Annotated in this window: 17 protein-coding genes and 1 tRNA gene; 11 read left to right on the plus strand and 7 right to left on the minus strand. The window is 51.1% G+C overall.

What is annotated here, in order from left to right:
- Positions 1 to 65: 65 nt before the first annotated feature.
- A tRNA-OTHER gene (locus JRG72_06935) sits at positions 66 to 150 on the minus strand.
- A 155-nt stretch (positions 151 to 305) separates the two neighbouring features.
- Positions 306 to 896, minus strand: a complete 591-nt coding sequence (locus tag JRG72_06940) for a DNA integrity scanning protein DisA nucleotide-binding domain protein (protein ID MBW2134951.1) — start codon at positions 894 to 896, stop codon at positions 306 to 308.
- Between the two features lie 218 nt (positions 897 to 1114).
- Between JRG72_06940 and JRG72_06945 the strand changes: the two genes are divergently transcribed.
- The 3 genes from JRG72_06945 (at position 1115) to JRG72_06955 (ending at position 4629) form a co-directional block, all read left to right on the plus strand.
- The gene (locus JRG72_06945) at positions 1115 to 2605 is read left to right on the plus strand and encodes a histidine kinase (GenBank protein MBW2134952.1); all 1491 of its coding nucleotides are present in this window, start codon (positions 1115 to 1117) and stop codon (positions 2603 to 2605) included.
- Positions 2583 to 4019, plus strand: a complete 1437-nt coding sequence (locus tag JRG72_06950) for a sigma-54-dependent Fis family transcriptional regulator (GenBank protein ID MBW2134953.1) — start codon at positions 2583 to 2585, stop codon at positions 4017 to 4019. Before JRG72_06945 ends, JRG72_06950 begins: the two co-directional genes overlap by 23 nt.
- A 211-nt stretch (positions 4020 to 4230) precedes the next feature.
- Positions 4231 to 4629, plus strand: coding sequence for a hypothetical protein (locus JRG72_06955; protein ID MBW2134954.1), 399 nt, complete (start codon positions 4231 to 4233; stop codon positions 4627 to 4629).
- 71 nt (positions 4630 to 4700) lie between these two features.
- Here JRG72_06955 and JRG72_06960 read toward each other — a convergent pair whose 3' ends face one another.
- Both JRG72_06960 and JRG72_06965 read right to left on the minus strand, forming a co-directional pair.
- Positions 4701 to 5708 carry a sulfite exporter TauE/SafE family protein gene (locus JRG72_06960; GenBank protein MBW2134955.1) on the minus strand — a complete coding sequence of 336 codons (1008 nt, stop codon included), beginning with the start codon at positions 5706 to 5708 and terminating at the stop codon, positions 4701 to 4703.
- 18 nt (positions 5709 to 5726) lie between these two features.
- Positions 5727 to 5915, minus strand: a complete 189-nt coding sequence (locus tag JRG72_06965) for a hypothetical protein (protein ID MBW2134956.1) — start codon at positions 5913 to 5915, stop codon at positions 5727 to 5729.
- Between the two features lie 394 nt (positions 5916 to 6309).
- Between JRG72_06965 and JRG72_06970 the strand changes: the two genes are divergently transcribed.
- From JRG72_06970 to JRG72_07005, 8 genes are all read left to right on the plus strand, one after another.
- Positions 6310 to 7623, plus strand: a complete 1314-nt coding sequence (locus JRG72_06970) for a sulfite exporter TauE/SafE family protein (protein MBW2134957.1) — start codon at positions 6310 to 6312, stop codon at positions 7621 to 7623.
- A gap of 3 nt (positions 7624 to 7626) precedes the next feature.
- Positions 7627 to 8331 (plus strand): hypothetical protein, encoded by a 705-nt coding sequence (locus JRG72_06975; GenBank protein MBW2134958.1) that lies wholly within the window; start codon positions 7627 to 7629, stop codon positions 8329 to 8331.
- A 146-nt stretch (positions 8332 to 8477) separates the two neighbouring features.
- Positions 8478 to 10514 (plus strand): hypothetical protein, encoded by a 2037-nt coding sequence (locus JRG72_06980; protein MBW2134959.1) that lies wholly within the window; start codon positions 8478 to 8480, stop codon positions 10512 to 10514.
- A 68-nt stretch (positions 10515 to 10582) separates the two neighbouring features.
- Entirely contained in the window at positions 10583 to 12784 is a 2202-nt protein-coding gene (locus tag JRG72_06985; protein ID MBW2134960.1) for a PAS domain S-box protein, read from the plus strand.
- A gap of 30 nt (positions 12785 to 12814) precedes the next feature.
- On the plus strand, positions 12815 to 13228 hold the full coding sequence (locus tag JRG72_06990; GenBank protein MBW2134961.1) for a sigma-54-dependent Fis family transcriptional regulator: 414 nt from the start codon (positions 12815 to 12817) through the stop codon (positions 13226 to 13228).
- Positions 13229 to 13389: 161 nt separating this feature from the next.
- The gene (locus JRG72_06995; protein MBW2134962.1) at positions 13390 to 13776 is read left to right on the plus strand and encodes a response regulator; all 387 of its coding nucleotides are present in this window, start codon (positions 13390 to 13392) and stop codon (positions 13774 to 13776) included.
- A 160-nt stretch (positions 13777 to 13936) separates the two neighbouring features.
- Positions 13937 to 14395, plus strand: a complete 459-nt coding sequence (locus JRG72_07000; protein ID MBW2134963.1) for a hypothetical protein — start codon at positions 13937 to 13939, stop codon at positions 14393 to 14395.
- A gap of 11 nt (positions 14396 to 14406) precedes the next feature.
- Positions 14407 to 16380: a phosphoenolpyruvate synthase gene (locus JRG72_07005; GenBank protein ID MBW2134964.1), complete on the plus strand. Its 1974-nt coding sequence runs from the start codon at positions 14407 to 14409 to the stop codon at positions 16378 to 16380.
- Here JRG72_07005 and JRG72_07010 read toward each other — a convergent pair.
- From JRG72_07010 to JRG72_07020, 3 genes are read right to left on the minus strand one after another with little or no spacing between them, the layout of a single operon-like run.
- Positions 16377 to 16868, minus strand: a complete 492-nt coding sequence (locus JRG72_07010) for a hydrogenase maturation protease (protein ID MBW2134965.1) — start codon at positions 16866 to 16868, stop codon at positions 16377 to 16379. The genes JRG72_07005 and JRG72_07010 overlap by 4 nt on opposite strands.
- A 6-nt stretch (positions 16869 to 16874) precedes the next feature.
- Positions 16875 to 18161 (minus strand): Ni/Fe hydrogenase subunit alpha, encoded by a 1287-nt coding sequence (locus JRG72_07015; GenBank protein ID MBW2134966.1) that lies wholly within the window; start codon positions 18159 to 18161, stop codon positions 16875 to 16877.
- A complete protein-coding gene (locus JRG72_07020; GenBank protein ID MBW2134967.1) occupies positions 18154 to 18924 on the minus strand; it encodes an oxidoreductase in 771 nt (256 codons plus the stop codon). The genes JRG72_07015 and JRG72_07020 overlap by 8 nt, the downstream gene beginning before the upstream one ends.
- Position 18925: the final 1 nt, after the last annotated feature.

Consider the following 18925-nt stretch of genomic DNA (forward strand, 5'->3'; position numbering starts at 1 on the left):
TTGGCAACGAGAAGCTGTCTAAAAGAAAAGGGCCGGGCAGCCGAGCCCAACCCCTTGATTTACTTTGGCGTCCCCAACCGGATTTGAACCGGTGTTGCCGGCGTGAAAGGCCGGAATAATCAATTGCTAGCCGGTCAATCCCCAGCCTATCACGGTAGCGCGGGATTAGGAAGGGCCTTTTACGGTCTTGGCAATACCGATCATCGCTCTAAGGCGTATCATTTTCTGGCAGAATTACCGTAGGCTTTCATAATCCACAGTTTTCCACGCCATTTTCTTCACATCTCCTTACCTGGTGTTCCTGGTCAATCTTCTTTGCTCACCACGGTAACATGATTGGTGGTTCTTTCCAGATAGGGCCAGCTCAGATGGAGACTGTAGCGACTTAACACCCAGAGCTCGGGAATTATTTCCGACACCAGCTTGCCGTCGTCAAATACCCGCACCACCGAACTTTCGGAGACGACGACGGCGATGGCTCGCGTCTCACGAGAGATGGAAGCGGCGGCCATATGGCGAGATCCCAATCCGAGGGGCAAATCAATCCCAGTCGCAGAGGCATTCAGATATCGGCAGGCCGAGATGACCACCCCTGAATCGGAGACCACGAAGGCCCCGTCCAGTTGTGCCAGTTCCTTTATGGTCTCCCGCATATTGGGATTGTCAATCCTTTTTACTTGGTCCGGATGTCCGAACAAGGGGTCCAGAATAAGACACTTGGAGCGTTCCAGCACGGTATCCGAATCATAGACGGTAAATAAGGTGCCGATTTTCCTTCCTTCCCTTCCTTCGCGGGCCAGCTCTACAGCCAAGGTGATTACCTTTTCTAGCACCAGACGGTCAATCCCCTGCTTTTTGGCACAGATCTCATCGAATATATTGGTTTCGGGAAACATCGATATCTTCCCTGAAGAAGAAATATTATGGTGTATTTATCCTTTGCAGTCGGGCAAGCTCCGCCTTGAGCCACGGTTGATATTTAATTATCAAAAAAAATTTCAGATTTCAATTAAATACTTAAATGCCCGGGGGCAAGCCCACTATGGCTGCGTGAGTTGAAATTTTCGATTATAATGTTTAAAGTGGCCAAGCTAAAGGAGCGTTGGTAAGAACCATGTGGAAATATGTCAGTTTGCGGGTCAGGATTTTTTCTCTGCTGGGGGCTTTGGTTTTTACCGCTTTGTTGGGGGGACTGATAACCATCTGGCATACCGGAGCCACGGATGTTCTGTTTTCCTCTTTAATAGATAAAAACATGGCCTCCTTGCAGGCCGCCGAAGGTTTAGAAATTGCTTTGTTAAGGCAAAAGGGATACTTAACTTACTATTTTCTGGACGGTAATCCTACGTGGCTCCAAAAATTGCGGCAGAACCATGAGAGCTTTTTGGACTGCTTAGCTAACGCTGAGGTTTTAGCCACTACTCCGGTGATGATAAAAATTATCGAAAAGATTGCCTCTAAATATCGGGATTATAACTCAGGGCGAGAACAAGTAATAAATTTATATAAACGTGGTTTGCGCGCCGAGGGTAGTAAACTTCATTGGGAAATCCGCCGTCAATTTTTAGAAATTTACGATCTTTGCGAAACTTATAAATTTGTCAATCACGGAATAATTTCCCAGATCAAGAAGGAAAGCCGTGAGCAAGCCCGGTTTATCAAAACCCTGGCGTTAATTATTATGCCGAGCGTAATTTTTATTGGATTATTATTAAGTTACATATTGAGCAAACAACTATTGGAACCGATCCGACAATTGAGCCTGGAAACCGGGCTGGTTCCGGGTGCCTCTCGTGAACCTGACGAGGTCAAGGCCTTAAGCCGGCGGGTTCATGACTTGATTGAAAATGTTGATCAGGCCCAAACCAAACTGGCTCGGAGCGAAGAACATCTCTTACAATCAGAAAAGCTGGCCATGGTGGGCAAATTGGCGGCCGGAGTGACGCACAGCATCCGCAATCCCCTGACTTCGGTGAAAATGCGCCTGTTCTCATTGGGACGGACGCTTGACTTAACTCCCAGCCAGCAAGAAGACTTTGAGGTGATCTCAGAGGAAATTCGCCATATTGATACTGTAGTCGGCAATTTCCTGGAATTTTCCCGCCCGCCCAAATTGACCATGCAGAAAGTCAGTCCCTCGGTGGTGGTGGACATGGCTCTGCAACTGCTCAGGCATCGACTTGAATCGTATCATGTGGAAGTAAAGCTTAAGCGCTCCCGCCCCCTCCCGGAAGTTTGGGCCGATCCTGACCAGCTCAAGGAGGTGCTGGTCAATCTCTTGGTCAACGCCTGTGAGGCAATGCGAAATGGAGGGTTAATTATCATTCAGGAGGGAGAAAATTTTTTACAATCAATCGGACAGGTGGTGACAATTCAGGTGAGCGATAATGGTCCCGGAATTCCGGAGGCAATACAAGACAAAATTCTCCAGCCTTTTTTCAGTACCAAAGAAGAGGGAACAGGTCTTGGCCTTAGTATTGCCGCCCGCATCCTTGCGAAACATGGCGGTTGGCTAGATCTCGAGTCCCGCGAAGGCCAGGGGACTACTTTTACAATTAACTTGCCATATAGGAAGATTCAGCATGGGAACCATCCTGATAGTTGACGACGACCCAAGATTGCGGCAAAGTTTTGAAAAGTTGTTGACTGCCGAAGGACATTCCGTTTGGACGGCTCCCGATGGCGAAACCGCCCTCAACATGGTCCAGGCAAATCATCCCGATATGGTCATCATGGACATTCGCATGCCGGGAATAAGCGGGATTGAAACCTTTAAGGCCATTCATCAGCTCGATTCCAAGCTGCCGGTGATTATCATGACCGCTTACGGCACTACGGAGACCGCCATTGAGACCACTAAGTTGGGAGCCTTTGATTATGTTCTTAAGCCATTTGAAGTCCCCGATATTCTTACTCTAATTGAGAAGGCCCTGGAAGCCGGGCGGTTCATGCACTCCAAGGTATTGATAGACATGCCTCCCGATCAGGTGGCGGATGAAGCGATTATTGGCAAAAGCAAACCCATGCAGGAGGTTTACAAGTCTATCGGCCGCGTAGCTCCGACTGATGCCACGGTGCTTATTCGCGGCGATTCGGGAACCGGCAAAGAACTGGTCGCCAGAGCCATATATCAACACAGTCTGCGGTCGGAAAAGCCTTTTCTGGTAATCAACTGCGTTGCTATTCCCGAGACCCTGCTGGAAAGCGAATTGTTTGGATACGAAAAAGGGGCTTTCACCGGAGCCCTAAACCGCAAAGTGGGAAAAATTGAGCAGGCCCATGGTGGTACTGTCTTTCTCGATGAAATCGGCGACATGCCGGCCAGCATACAGGCCAAGATCTTGCGACTGCTGCAGGAGAAGAACATCGAGCGCCTGGGCGGCCGCGAAACTATCCCGGTGAATGTGCGGATCATTGCCGCCACCAACCGGGACCTCGAAACCGCGCTGGCCGAGGGACGCTTCCGCGAAGATTTGTATTATCGCCTTAAAGTGGTCACCCTGTGGTTGCCTACCTTGCGTGACCGGGCCGACGATATCCCCTTATTAACCGACTACTTTCTGAGCCGTTTTGCTCACGAATTGGATGTGAACAACCCGGGAATGACCCCTGAGGCCAGAGCCCTGCTCAAGGGCTACCATTGGCCCGGTAATGTTCGCGAGTTGGCAAATGTCCTGCAAAAGGCCCTGATTTTTAGTCGCGGCTACCCCATCCGGGCGGAGGAAATTTCTCAAGCCATTGGAGCCCAAAATGCAGTCAAATCTGTCCAAGTTGAAGACACTTTCCGAATTATCCGAAATTGGGTTCGTCAAGAGCTGAGCACCGATACGGAGACCAATATTTTTGATGCCCTCATCGACCGTTTTGCCAGTCTGATTATCCAGGAGGCTCTGGATCTCACCAGTGGCAATCGCAGTCAGGCCGCCAAACTTTTGGGTCTATCGCGTCCCACGCTCCAGGCCAAAATTGATAAATATCGTTTAAAAATAGGCAGCTTGGTAAAAAGCGAGGGTTCGTGACCTCTGCCTAATCTCCCCGGCTCCTCTGATTATCTTTTACAGTTTGTGAAAAATATTGACAGGGGTAAATTCCCTCAGAGTTACCGAGCACTGCCTGGTCCGGTGTAATTTTTACAGAAAATCTAGCTGGTTACCTAAATATCAGGTTGTCTTTCCGGCTGGCATATCAATTGTAGTAGTTGCTTGACAAGAAATTGCGCAGGTTCTGGCCATGAACCGAAAATTCAAGATTTTAATAGCCGATCGCAATCGCCATGTACGACAATTCTTACGGCGGGAGTTTTTGAGTGAGGGGTACCAAGTAATCCTGGCCGGAGAAGAGGGTGAATTAGCCCAATTGTTAAGTGGTGAAGATCCACCGGACTTGCTTATCCTGGATCCCGACATCCCTTCGTGTTTGACCAAACCTGATTTAATCAGATGGCTGCATTTACAGTATCCGGCCTTACCTATGGTCATTTACACATTTATTTACTGCGATATCAATTACCCGGACCTGCCCGGGGTGGCAAGTTGCTTGGAGAAAGGAGAGAATATTGATCTGTTGAAAAAAGTGGTAGCCGATATCCTTAAGAAAAATTATTCGTCCGGTCACTCAGTGAAGTTATAAAAAGGCCTATGACCACGGTATAATCATAACCGAATGGCTTCGGAGGGCCAACAGCTAATGTTAACCAAAGCTTAGCTGATAAGTTTAAGCAGCAAAAATAATATAGTGGAAAATATAATGGCAGTATACAACAGGAGTGAACGCCACCCGACAATTTTAGTTTGCAACAGCACCCCTAGTTGATTACCTACCGTAGTAGTAATTAATAAAATCATTACCAGTATAAGATCTACATTACCTTTTAAACTATGGGTTAGGGCTCCATATAGAGCCAAGATCAACAATTCAAAGAGGTTGGTCCCCAGAGAGACCACCGTGGGAACGCCTAAAACGTAAATTAAGGCGGGCATGCGAATGAAGGCGCCGCTCACTCCCAGAAACCCGGTCAGCAATCCGGAGACGAAACCGACCCCCAGAATCAACCAGAGAGAAATGGCCTCCACCCCGGATACGGGCAGCGCGACCATTGGTGGCAAACTGATGGTCTGCAATCGTGAGCCTACGGCCACCGCCGGGGGGGCAGGCGCCGGCACACCGGTTTTTAACCGGCGGATAGCCCAGGTCTCGCGGTACACTGTCGTCCCGATCCAGCCCAGCATTAGGGCATAGACCGCGGTCATGGTGAGCTGCATTAAGTCTGACCGGTGGCCTAAAAGAGAGACTTTCCCGGCATATTTGAGGAGCTCTAAAAATTGCGCCCCGACCTCCACCCCCAGAGCACTGCCCAGAAACAAGAGCAGTCCCAACTTGTAGTCCACATACCCCACGGCCCGCTGTCGCAGATTGGCGATCGTAGCCGACCCTACCATGTAGGTCAGGTCGCTCCCGATGGCCACATTAAACGGAATGTTCCCGAAGAGATTGAGAAGGGGAGCCATCAAAAAACCGCTGCCGACCCCAAAACAACCGGCCAGAAAGCCCATAGCCAGTCCCAGAACGATCAAGGCGATCAGATTGATAGTCAGCTCGCCCTGGGGAGAGACAGTGTAGAACCACCCCTGAATTGGCTGAGTCAGTAGTGCTAATTGCGGATTAAGGTACTTGATCCAATAACTGGCAATGGACAGAGGAATATTCATCGTATGCTCACGGCCTGCTTAAACACTTCCTCCTCCGAGTTTGATCCCGCAGGCCTTCTCGATAACCTTCAAAATTCCAGCCAAGGCTACCCCGATCAGGGCCGGGATCACCAGGACCATGACCACATAAAGCCATTGGGGGGCAAACGGCTGCCCCGTAGGAGCTGTACTTTGCGAGATACTCGTTAACCACTGAAAGAAACCCATCTTGCCACCCCCAAATTCCCCTATGCTAATCTCTTGCCAATCGTAAGCTGAACCGGGTATTCATGGTAACCTCTCTAAGTCCTTTATATCTAAAGTAGATAATATTAATGCCGACGTCAAGTGGTTCATCGGGTAGCCCTGCTCCTAAACGGCCGTTTTACAGTTTGTAAAAAAACCTGGCGGAAATTTTCGGATAATCTCCTTCCGAAATTGCCCAACAAAAAGATAATATAAATAATTACATATACTTATATTGATAAGAAGCTTTTCCCTTTTTTGGCATAAAGATTGATTAATAAATCGATTAAGACTTCAGTTAGAGTAAGTCGTCAAGATTGGCCCCTGAATTCCCTTCAGGGGCCAGGAAAAATTTAGTATGGAGGGTAGATCCGTCATGAACAAAGTACGAAGCGTGTTTAACATGTTGCAGATGGCTGCTGAGGCCCACGCCCGCTGGGAGATCGAGACTTCCACCAATATCTTGCGAAATCGGAAAAAGTTGTTGATCTTGCTGGCTCTTTGTCTGCCGATCGTGGCCTTTCTGGGCATCTCCTGGGCGGCAGGGGATTTGTTGGGGGGAAAAAAGGCCTATGCGCCGGCCTTTTATTCCACCTCGATTTTTCTCCTCACTATTTTCATCGGACTAGTGGCTGGCCTGATAACGGGCTGCATCGGCGCCGGCGGTGGCTTTATCATCACCCCGGCCCTGATGAGCATCGGCGTCAAAGGCATTCTGGCGGTGGGCACCGACCTCTTTCACATCTTTGCCAAGGCCATTATGGGGACGGCAGTCCATCGAAAGTTGGGCAACGTTTCGGTAAAACTCGCCATTACCTTCTTGGTCGGCTCAACCTTAGGAGTGGTGGTCGGGGGCACCATCAACCGGGCTATTTATGAATTCAACCCGGTCATGAGCGACCTTTTTATCAGCCTGGTGTATGTTTTTCTGTTGGGCTTTTTGGGCACTTACGCCATGACCGACTTTCTCAAGCTGCGCCGGGCCGGTCGCGCCCACCGCACTCTGGCCCCGGATGAGAAGAAAGTAGCCACCCCCCCGGCGGCGGCCACCACTGGCCTGGCCCAGAAGCTGCAATCGGTCCGTATCCCCCCGATGATCTCCTTTGACGAGGATCTGGTGCCGGGCGGCAACCGGATTTCCGGCCTGTTTGTGGCCGGGTGCGGCTTCATCGTCGGTCTGGTAGCGGCGATTATGGGGGTAGGCGGCGGTTTTCTGACCTTCCCCATGTTCGTCTACCTGTTAGGGGTGTCCTCTTTCACTACGGTAGGCACCGACATCCTGCAGATCATCTTCACTGCCGGCTTTGCCGCCATTTCGCAGTATGCCATTTATGGATTTATTTTTTACACCCTGGCCATGGGCATGCTCCTGGGCTCTCTGATCGGAATCCAGGTCGGGGCTCTCACTACCAAGGTGGTCAAGGGTATCTATATCCGGGGCTTTTACGCTACCGCCATCCTGGCCGGCTTTCTCAATCGCCTCTTCGCGCTGCCGAAAAGACTTAACCAGATGGAATACATTAGCATATCCAAGGGACTGGCCGGTGGCCTCGATTTAATCGGACTTATCGTCTTCTTTGTGATCATTGGCATCTTCGGGCTCTGGGTGTTATCCATGTTCTTCAAAAATCTCAATGTCTTAAGGGGGAAGGAACCCTCTTTAACCACTGTCGTCGAGGGGGTACATTAACTCATGAAAACCAAAAACCTGCTTCTTGGATTATTTCTCCTGATATCGTTTGGGGTGGTTCTCTTTCTGATCTTTATGCCGATATTTGGAGACGGCAAAAACGGGCTGGAGTATACCGATGATTTTTTCAACCGCTTGGCCAAAGGCTCTAGCAACTACATGAACGACATGCGCAAGATAGCCCAACCCTTGGTGGGCACCCCCGTGGTTGCGGAAATAACCCTGGGGTCTCCCGAAAATGCTAAGAAGGCCGAGATCCTCTTTAGCCAGGCCGGGGCCCAGGTGGAAGCCGCCGGCCCAGTGTTAAAAATAAACGGCGATCTTGGCAAGATCCTCCTAAAAGCGGTGGATGATGCCGAAGCCCTGTTCAACAACCGGGGAGAGGAACTCCGGGCCAAATATCACTATAACTCCAAGGAGGTTGTGAAAACCTGGTGGGTCTCCCTAAATAACCTGGCTGCATCCTTGAAAAAACAGAAAAAGTTTAAACAGTACAAAGTCGTGGGCGAGGTCCAGAAGCGGGCGCTGGAGCCGGGATATAACTTTTTCGGCGTTACCCCGGCCAAGGTAGCCGACAATGCAGGCATGCTCACCTTTTTGTTGATTTTCTATGTGGTCTATACCCTGTGGTTCGGTTTCGGCATTTATGAGCTGTTCGAAGGGCTCGGCCTGAGCATGGAAAAGCCGGTCAGCAAAGAAGAGGTCTGACCAGAGCTCTTAGCATCACCGCAGCGGCGCAGCGAGTGGCCAGGGATCGCCGGCAAGTTGGGATCCCTGGCTCTGTTCATTATTTTTTGTTATAATTAAAAAAATTTTGTCTTAGCGGCGCATTCTTTCTGAAGAGGAGAAAGCTGGTGTCATGGTGGCGGCGTCTTTTCAGAAAAGACCAAACAATCCGGACAGCCCCCCGGCCGTTGAGCCGTAAAGAACAATATCAAAGAAAGGTCCAGCTCTATTCCGAGATATTGACCACCACCACTGCGGCGCTCGAGGTTATGGCCCAGATGCAGGCCCGTCTGCATAGGGAGGATTATTTCAGCCCTGCCTATATTAAATTAAATTGGGCTATCGTATCAGACTATGTCCGCGGGGTGATAAATGCTCTGAAAAGGTTTAGCAGGGGTCGGTATTTTGAAGTGGCCGCGCTGTTTGCCAGAATAGCCGATCAGATTAACGATGAATTAACCCCGAAATTGCGGTATGAATTTTATACCAAGGACCTGTTATTTGAGAAGCACACTCTCTCCACTCCAGAGTTGTTATCCAGCGGCGTAGCTTATCGGGCTAAAGATGAAGAGAATACCGAGGCGCTGATCATCAAAGCGGTGTGGGGCTGGTGGCCGGCGGTTCAGCATGGGACTGTGCCTGCCAAACGGTACAAAGTAGCCCAGGGTCGGGTAACGGAGTTAACCTCTCCCGAAACCGGCCCTCAGGAGCAATGGCTGACTTACCACCCTGAACAGGGTTTTTATATGGCAACCCTGCCTGAAAAATTTAAAGGGGAACCCTGTCTCCAGGAGACCGAAGCCTTAAAAATTGCGGATTACTATCATATATTGAGTACTAATTATCCCAACCTCGAGGAATTGGAGTGGGGTTTGGGTTCTAACCGGGAGGTCATCATCCTGCGAAGCATTCCCTCCGGGAGGCCATCCTTTCAGGACTCAACCGCTGGTCAGGGCCCCGACCGATTGTTGATTTCACATGGAATAACGATCTATCCCGGTCTGGCCTCGGGACCCGCCTTTCGGATCGACGTTGACCGCTGGCCAGACAGTCTGGATATTCCGGATGGGGCTGTCCTCATCGCCAATAAACCGGCACTAGGCCTGGTGCCGCTGTTACCCAAGGCGGCGGCTTTGGTGGTGGAAACTGGCCAGCCGCATAATCATTTGGCTTTTTTGATTCGAGAGCGGCGCTTGCCGACTATCTTTGATACCGGCGATGATACCTCCCATATTAGCCAAGGCATGATTATCACGGTCGATGCCCAGCGCCTCCAGGTGTCCGCCGGCCGCGGGGAAACCCTTCTCCCAGCGGAACCGGCCGGCAACTCTGATCACCTCCTGGCCCAAAAAATGCTGGCGCGGGTGAGCCCCCGGCTTTTTTCCTTGCATCTAGGGCCGGCAAATCAGCCTCTGGCCCCCGAGGGCTGTCAAAGCCTTCATGACCTGCTCTATTATACGTCGGAAATCTGCAGAAATGAGATGTTCTGCCTTAGCCTGAGTGGTGAAGTCGGCAAAAAGGACGCGGTCAACTTAGTCACCGGTCGATTGGTCCCCATTGTCGTCGTTGATGCGGGCGGCAGTTTATCCGTCGAACGACCGTCGATAACCTTGGAAGATGTCCGTTCCATTCCCTTCCGGGCCTTTCTAGAAGGAATGATGTCCATTCCCTGGCCCAAGGCCCGGCCGTTGGATGTCAAGGGATTCATTTCGGTCATCGGGGTAACCTCGACCACGCCCCAGGCCGAAGACCAGTTGCGGAAAATCAGCTTTGCCCTGCTATCCGAAGATTATATGAATTTCAGCCTCTGCCTGGGGTATCATGCCTCCACCATCGAGGCCTATGTCAGTGATAATTTGGACCACAATTACATCCGTTTTCACTACCAGGGGGGCGCGGCTTCATTAGAGCGCCGCGTGCGCCGGCTGCAACTCATCGGGGAAATCTTAGCTCAGTTAGGATTTAAGGTTACGGTCACTGGTGACTTGCTTGACGGCCTACAAGTTGGAGATCCAGGGCCGAGGCTACTCAAAAAATTAGAAATCCTGGGACGCTTGGAAGTGTTTACCAAGCAGATGGATATGGTGATGTCGGACGATGCCGCAGTTTCAGGTTATGTAATCGATTTTTTGGAAAAGCATTGCGGGGAGCACCAGGTTCACTAATAAGATAATGGCTTACGCCTTGATTGACCCCAGCCAGACCTTGCGATCAACAGGTCCTCAAACACCAGATGTTTAATATCATTTCTAAGAAAGTATATTTAATTGTCATCACCCTTACGGTGATATTGTTGGCCGGGGCCTTTATTTTTGGCTTGCTCTCGGCTGAGAAGATGAGAGATATCATCAGCGAGCAATTCAACCAACAACAGTTGACCATTGCCAAAGGGGTAGCCTCGGATATCGAGGATAAGATTTTTTATTTGAAAGGAGAATTACATACCCTGAACCTGTCCCCATCGGTGCAGTATTTGGAGGTTTCCTGGCCTAATCGGATGCGGATCACCATGGCCAACGTCAGCAATCTGGGGGTCATCGGCATAGGCCTGTTGGATGCTGAGGGACGACAGATTTATTGGGTAAATGCCCAGGGTGAGAGTCGGGTTATCAAAGGAAATTACTCCCAATCCGAGCTTCTCGCCTGGGCCAAGCAGCCGGAGCACCGGAATCAAATCATCTTCCAGAGGACCGGGACATTTCTTCATTCTACCCGCAAGCAAAATCCTTACCTGGTCATTTTTACCCCCACCTATCAGATCTCCCTGGATGCCAGTCATCCTCAAGCTACGGGTCGTTTTGCCGGCTGCCTCTATTTTCTGGTCGATCCTTACCAATTAATCCAAAAACTTACCAAGGACATTAGGTCGGGTCACAGTGGATATGCCTGGGTGATCGATAGTCGGGGGTATTTCATTTATCATCCTGAAGAGGGATTCATTGGCAGGTCTGCTTTTGAAGTCCGGGAGCAAAGGGCTCCCAAGATCTCTTTTGCGGAGATCAACAAAATCCAGCGGGAAAAGATGCTTGCCGGACAAGAGGGCGTTTCCTGGTACTGGAGCGGCTGGCACCGAGGTATCGTTAGAAAAATGAAAAAATTCATCGCCTACGCTCCCATCATCTTGAAGGGCGACAATGGCCGGATTATCTGGTCAGTGGCCGTGGTGGCCCCCCAAAGTGAAGTGGAAGGGGCCATTCATGACGTTTATATCCGACAGTTTTTACTGCAAGGGGTGGTCATTTTCATTATCATCCTGGGAGGCGGGACAGTAATTTATTACGAGAGCCGCTGGTCGGCGGCTTTGGAAAAAGAGGTGCACACCAAAACCGCGGCCCTGGAAAAATCCAAGAATGAACTGGCCAAGTCCGAGAAGCTCTATAAATCTCTGGTTGAGTCTGCCGAGGATGCCATCTTAAATGTTGACGCCAAAGGAGAAATTGTGTCCATAAACCCCTATGGGGCGAAAATTTTAGGCTACACCCCGCAGGGCATTATGGGCAAAACTATCAGCGATGTGTTTCCGGGAAACACCAAAGCGGAACTCAATCGCTTGGTGGAGGAAGTAATTGCCCAAAAACAGGGGCAACGTGCTACCGAGGAATTAACCATCGGGGGCAAGGAGTACTTTTTTAATTTCAATTTAACCCCTATCCGGGAAAATGACCGGGTTCTGAGCGTCATGATTATCGGCCATGATATTACGAGCCAGAAAAAATTTGAGGAACAATTATATCATACGGAAAAATTGGCTTCCTTGGGGCAACTGGCCGCCGGGGTGGCCCATGAGATTAACAACCCGCTGGCCATTATTTTAGGTTTTGCCGATATGCTGCTAGAAAAAATAGATGAAAACTCTAAGGAATACAATATCATAAAAACTATCGAGCGGCAAGGTAACAATTGCAAGAAGATTGTTGAAAATTTAATGACTTTTGCACGTGCCCCGGAGAAAGATCAATATGACACCGATGTCAATCGCAGCGTGGAAACGGTCTTGGAAGTAGTCAAGAATACCCTGCTGACCAAAAAAGTGAAGTATCATCTTGATCTTGCCGAGGGGCTGCCCAAAGCTCGAGGCGATGCCGCGCAGTTACAGCAGGTTGTCTTAAACCTCATTAACAACGCGGTCATGGCTATGCCGCAAGGCGGTCACTTAACTATCAGCACCCGCCTTAATTCTAAGCATGATAGGGTTGAAATCGTCTTTGCTGATACTGGTGAGGGGATCAAAAAAGAAAACCTGCCAAAAATTTATGATCCATTTTTTACCACTCGCAAGGTCGGCGAAGGGACGGGATTGGGTCTGTCCGTCAGTTATGCGATTATCACTAAATTCGGCGGCACCATTACCTGTGAGAGCAAAACCAAAGAAGAGAGCAAAGATCATACAAGCGGTACTAAGTTTACGATTACCCTCCCAATAGCCCAACTATAAGGGACTAAAGCCAAGCAACAGGGGGTGGCCATGTCTGCTAAGATCCTCATTATTGATGATGAGACTGACATGTTAGTCATGCTCAAAATGCTCATCACTGACAAGACCCCCCATGAGGTGGTTACTACCAATAACCCCATCGAGGTCGAGGAACTTCTGTCCGAAAATGATTTTAATATTGTCATTACTGATCTAAAGATGCCCATGATGGATGGAATTGAAGTTTTGGAAGCGGTGAAAAAGAAAGACCCGGATATTCCGGTGATTATGATTACCGCTTTCGGCACCCTGGAGGCAGCTCAAGAAGCGGTCCACCGGGGAGCCTATGATTTTATTACCAAGCCCTTTCGTAAAGAACAGATTCTGGTGGCCCTGGAGCGGGCTCTGGAGTGGCAACGAATAGTCAAGGAGAACCGGAACTTAAAAAGCCGGATAGAGGAATAAGGCACCCTGCTGCTGATCGTGGCTTTTAGCGGATTAACCGGGTGGACCCGCCCGAATCTCAGGGTCGTGACCAGCTTAAGTTTTGCCATTAGCTAAATTACGAGCGGTTGAACTGAAGCTAATTTGATGGTGCCTAAATTTTGTTGCGAAGGAGTTCCGTAATGTCAGCAACCATTGTAATTGTTGATGATGAACCAGATCTTCTGGATCTGCTGAAATTCATTCTAACCGAGAAGACCAATCATAAGGTACTTACAACCAGTGACCCGCACCAGGCAGTTGCATGGTGTAAGACGTATGGCGCTGATTTAGTCATAAGCGATCTGCGCATGCCCGAAATGGAAGGCATCGAGTTATTGAAAATTATCAAGCAGATTGACCCCAATTTGCCGCTGATTATCATTACGGCCTTTGGAACCATCGAGTCGGCTGTGGAAGCTATGCGGCACAAAGCTTTTGATTATATTACCAAGCCCTTTAGAAAAGAGCAGATTCTGATGACCGTCGACAAAGCGCTCAAATGGCGTCAGGCGCAAGCGGAAACCTGAACTCTTTGGGCCTGGCGACTTACTGGTGGACTCCTTGAGAATTTTTGGGTTCTTGAAAAGAAAAAAGCCTCTCGCCGCCGAAGGCGGAGAGGATCTGTTTAAGAAAAAGTACCAAAGCTTCAAGAAACTTTTGGAAGCCAATAATGCTGCCCTGGAAATCATGTCGCGCCTGGAGACGGTCTCCGAGGCCGATTTTGTCTTTGACATGCAGTATATTCGTACCAAGAGCGACCTGATCTTGGAAAAATGCCAAGAAATCATCAACGAGCTCAACATCCTGGGCAATGGCCGCTATGCCGACCTGATTCCGGTTTACGAAACCATAAAAACGAAGGTTCAAAATGAGGTGGCAGGCCGAGTGGCCCAAACCACAGGCTCATTGGCCATGCCGCTGAGCCAGGTAGACCGGCGCCATCTCGGGCAGGTGGGCGGCAAAAATGCCAATCTGGGGGAAATTAAAAATCGTTTGCAGCTGCCCACCCCGGATGGTTTTGTGTTAACGCTCGAGGCTTATCGCCTGGTCCTGGCTGAAAATCAATTGGACCAGCCATTGAAGATTTTTCTCCAGGAGGTCGATACCGCCAACCTGGAGTTACTCACGGAAAATGCCGACAGATAAGGGAAAGGATCTTGCAGGCCGAAATCCCCGCCCGCCTAGCCGATGAGGTCAACCAACACTATCATCGGTTAGCCAAAACCCTGGGCTACCAACCGCATCTGGCCCTGCGCAGCAGCGCCTTGTATGAAGATCAAGAATATTCTTTTGCAGGGCAATTCATTACCAAACTGAATGTTACTCTACCAGAATTCTTTCCAAGTTATCTGGAAGTCCTGGCCAGTCAATTTTCTCCTAACGCCCTAATATATTTGTTACAGAAAGGATTGTCTTATCGCGAGTTAGGCATGAGTGTGGGTTGCCTGGCCATGGTACCGGCTCGAGCCAGCGGCGTCCTTTTCACCGTGGACCCTACTGGCAGCCGCGAGGAGGTGATGGTGGTTGACGCGGTCTGGGGGTTGGGCCCTACTGTGGTGGAAGGCACTTTGATTCCAGACCGCTATCTGCTCTCCAAAAAACCGGAAATCTCGGTAGTATCACAACACATCAGCCCTAAACCCTTTCGCCTCACGGCCGCTGCCGCAGAGGGGGGAATTACCCAAGAAGCTGTACCTGAACCGGAGAATTATCAACCAGCCTTGACCCAGGAAGAGTTGCTGCAGTTGGGCCGCTATGGCCTCCGGTTGGAAGAATATTTCGGGGAGCCACAAGACATCGAATTTGCAGTAGATCCGTGGCGACAGATAGTGCTCTTGCAGTCACGACCTTTGACCTTGTTGCAACCTCTGCCGGAAGCTTTTCCATCTGCTCAAGTCAAGGATAATCCCATTCTGATTGATGGTGGCACCGTGGCCTGTTTTGGGGTGGCGTCCGGGCCTGCTTTTGTCGTTCAAAAAGACGAAGATTTAGCCCGGTTCCCGGAAGGCGGGGTATTAGTGGCCCGCTATAGTTCGGCACGTTACGGCGCGGTGCTGCATAAAGCCAGAGCTATGGTATTGGATATCGGCAGCGCCACCTCTCATCTGGCTATTTTGGCTCGGGAGTATAAGGTCCCCACCCTGGTCGATACCGAAAAAGCCACGCAAGTCTTACAGACCGGCCAGGAAATCACCGTGGATGCGAACAATCTGCGGGTTTATCAGGGTCGGGTGGAAGAATTGCTTCAGACTCCGCCCCCGCAGCCTTCCCGGTTTACGGAGACCCCCATTTATGTCACCCTACGCCGGGTATTGCGTTGGATTACCCCTCTCAATATGACCGATCCGAAATTGAGCAATTTTACTCCGGCCTCTTGTCAAACTCTTCATGACATAACCCGCTTTGCCCACCAGATGGCCATAGCCGAGATGTTTGAACTGGGCGAACAGGCCAGGCAGGAAGAAGCCTTTATGGTGCGTTTGAAGACTGCCATTCCGCTGAATCTTTACCTCATCGATTTGGGAGGGGGCATTCAAAAGGACCGCCGGGCCAAATTTGTTCCGCCCGAGGCCATAACCTCTATCCCGATGCGGGCCCTGTGGAAAGGCATCAGCCACCCCGAGGTCTCCTGGGCGGGACCGATTCCCATAGATATGAAGGGGCTTTACTCGGTGTTCTCTCGGTCGCTGGCTGCGCCCGCGCCGCAGAATGCCGACTTCTGGCTGCGCACCCTGGCCATTGTGTCAAAGCATTATCTAAATTTCAGCTCACGGTTAGGATATCACTTCGCTACCATCGATGCCTACGTGAGCGAGGTGCGGAACGATAATTACATCAGCTTTCGATTTAAGGGAGGCGCGGCGGATGAACACCGCCGGGGGCTCAGAGCCCGATTCCTTGGCGTTATTCTCACAAAACTGGATTTTGACGTAGAAATTACCGGAGATCTGGTAGTGGCCCGGCTGGGGAAATACCCTCAAGTTCTGATGGAAGAGAAGCTCGATCTGCTCGGCAGGCTGATGGCCTGCGCTCGCCAGCGGGATATGGTCATGGGTGATGAGAAGACGGTGGATAGATATATCCAGGCCTTCCTGGAGGGGAATTACCGGTTTACCGGTGAACCTGGTTAATCCATTTTACTGCCGAGAATTAATGATAATTCTTTTAATATACGCTGAGTAACTTCTACGATGGCGGTCTCGACCGGGGGGGACAGCCCCGGGCCCAGGCCAAAATTCTGGCCAGCAATACCATAAATGATCAAATGAGGTGGCAGGCGTTGCAGGATGCGGCCCAGGGCCACGGCTTCGGCTACTCCCCAGGCATGGGTCGAACAGGCCGGGAAGATTTCCGCCGGCAGCGGTTCAGCATGGGCATCAAAGCGATAGATCGTCCCCGGGGGAGCCTTAGTAAGGACTGCATCGACGATAATCACTGCCGCGGCTTCCTGCCAGGCGTTCAGCAAGTCGGCGGCCTCGCCGGACATTTCCCGGACCACTGCCGGGTCGCGCCCTTGTGCTCTAAGACGGCTGGCCACCAGCAGGCCAGCGGCGTCATCCCCCCGCCAGTGGTGGCCCACTCCGATGATTAACACCCGGTTTGGAGAGGGGAGAGACATCCTTCTTTAGTCGCGTTCCAGGTGAATCTTCAGAAAATGCACTGAACAGGAAATACAGGGGTCGTAGTTGCGGATGGTCTGCTCGCAGAGCCAGGTGAGTTGATCCTCGGATAGATCTAGATTCTGTACCGCCACTTGGTAGAGATCACTTTCGATGGTCTTCTGGTTCTGCGAGGTCGGGGGGACGATTTTGGCATCAAGGATAACCCCCCGGTCATCGATATGATAACGATGATACAGGCTGCCGCGGGGGGCCTCGCTGATCCCGTGGCCCACTCCGGCGCGCGGCTTGATCTCAAGATAAGGCCGGTCGGGCATCTCATACTGGTCAATAATCCGCAAGGCTTCCTCACAGGCATAGAGAATTTCGACGCTGCGGACAATAATGCTCTGGAAGGGATTGCGGCAGCAGGCGGACAGCCCGGCCTCCCGAGCCGCGGATTGCACCGCGGGGGGGAGTAGATCGAAATTATTATTATAGCGGGCCATGGGCCCGACATAATAAGCGCCACGGCCCTTGATCACCGCGTGCAGGGCATTTGTATAAGGGACATGCTCCTCCTCAAAATGCGTTTCGAAGTCGCTGACCGCGATATCCAGTCGTTTATTGGACACCAAGCGCCCCTCATTAAAGGGATATTCCTGAGGATGGCGCAAGGAGACAAATTCATAATCCTGCTCTAAGGGCGGGAAATCGAAAGAACCCACCCAACGCACCGTCTCCAGGGCTGCGTCGCGGGCCCATTTCAACCTGTCGGTTAAGGCAGCCAGCTCTTTTTTGTGCGGCACGCGATAGAAGCCGCCGACCCGGACGTTGATCGGGTGGACTTCCCGGCCCCCGACCAGAGCCACCAGTTCGTTGCCGATCTTTTTGATTTTGAGGCCCTGTTCGACCATACCGGGATGATCCCGGGCCATCTCGATTGCATCAGCATAGCCCAGGAAATCTGGGGCATGTAACATATAGACGTGCAGACCATGGCTTTCGATCCACTCGCCGCAATAAATCAGGCGGCGCAAATCGCGTAACGGCCCTGCCACCCTCAGCCCCAGAATCTGTTCCATGGCGTGCACCGAGCTCATCTGATAGGCGACCGGGCAGATGCCGCAGATGCGCGCCGTGATATCGGGGGCTTCGGTAAACTTGCGGCCCTGCAAAAAGGCCTCAAAAAAGCGGGGTGGCTCAAAAATCTTCAGCTGCACCTTGGTCACGGTATCATCTTTTATGCGGATATAAAGAGCGCCTTCGCCTTCCACCCGAGCTAAGTAATCGACTTTTATGGTTTTACTCATGGGCTTCACTCTCCTGGCGGAAAGGTTCGGCATAGGCATTAAAGGTCCGATAGAGCCGCACCAGATCATCTGGCGGCACTCCCAGCGCCTGCAGCCGATTACTTAGCGAGGCAGTATTGGGGGTCTCCTTAGGTCCATAACAGCCATAGCAGCCCCGCTGATAGGTCGGACACAGCGCGCCGCAGCCGGCATGGGTGACCGGGCCCAGACAAGGGATACCCTGCGCCACCATGACACAGATATTGCCCCGCAGTTTACATTCCAGACAGACACTATACGGATGGATAGTGGGACGGCGGCCATGCAAAAAGGCGCTGATCAGCTCCAGCAGTTGATTTTTATTGATGGGACAGCCGCGCAGTTCAAAATCTACCGGCACCAACGCGGCAATAGGACTGGATTGGTCCAGGGTGTGGATATATTCTGGCCGGGCATAGACCAGGGGGATATAGTCCTTGACGTTGGTAAAATTGCGCAGGGCCTGAATCCCCCCGGCCGTGGCGCAGGCCCCGATAGTCACTAGGAATTTCGAAGCCCGGCGAATTTTTTGAATCCGGGCCGCATCATGGGGGGTGGTAATCGAGCCTTCTACCAGGGACAGATCGTAGGGACCGCGGACCACCGCCCGCGATGCCTCCATAAAATAGGCAATTTCCAATTGGGCGGTGATGGCCAGCAGTTCATCTTCGCAGTCCAATAGACTCAATTGGCAGCCATCGCAGGAGGTGAATTTCCAGACCGCCAGCTTGGGACGACGTTTCATG

It is taken from the genome of Deltaproteobacteria bacterium, from assembly GCA_019309545.1.
Classification (GTDB): domain Bacteria; phylum Desulfobacterota; class Desulfobaccia; order Desulfobaccales; family Desulfobaccaceae; genus Desulfobacca_B.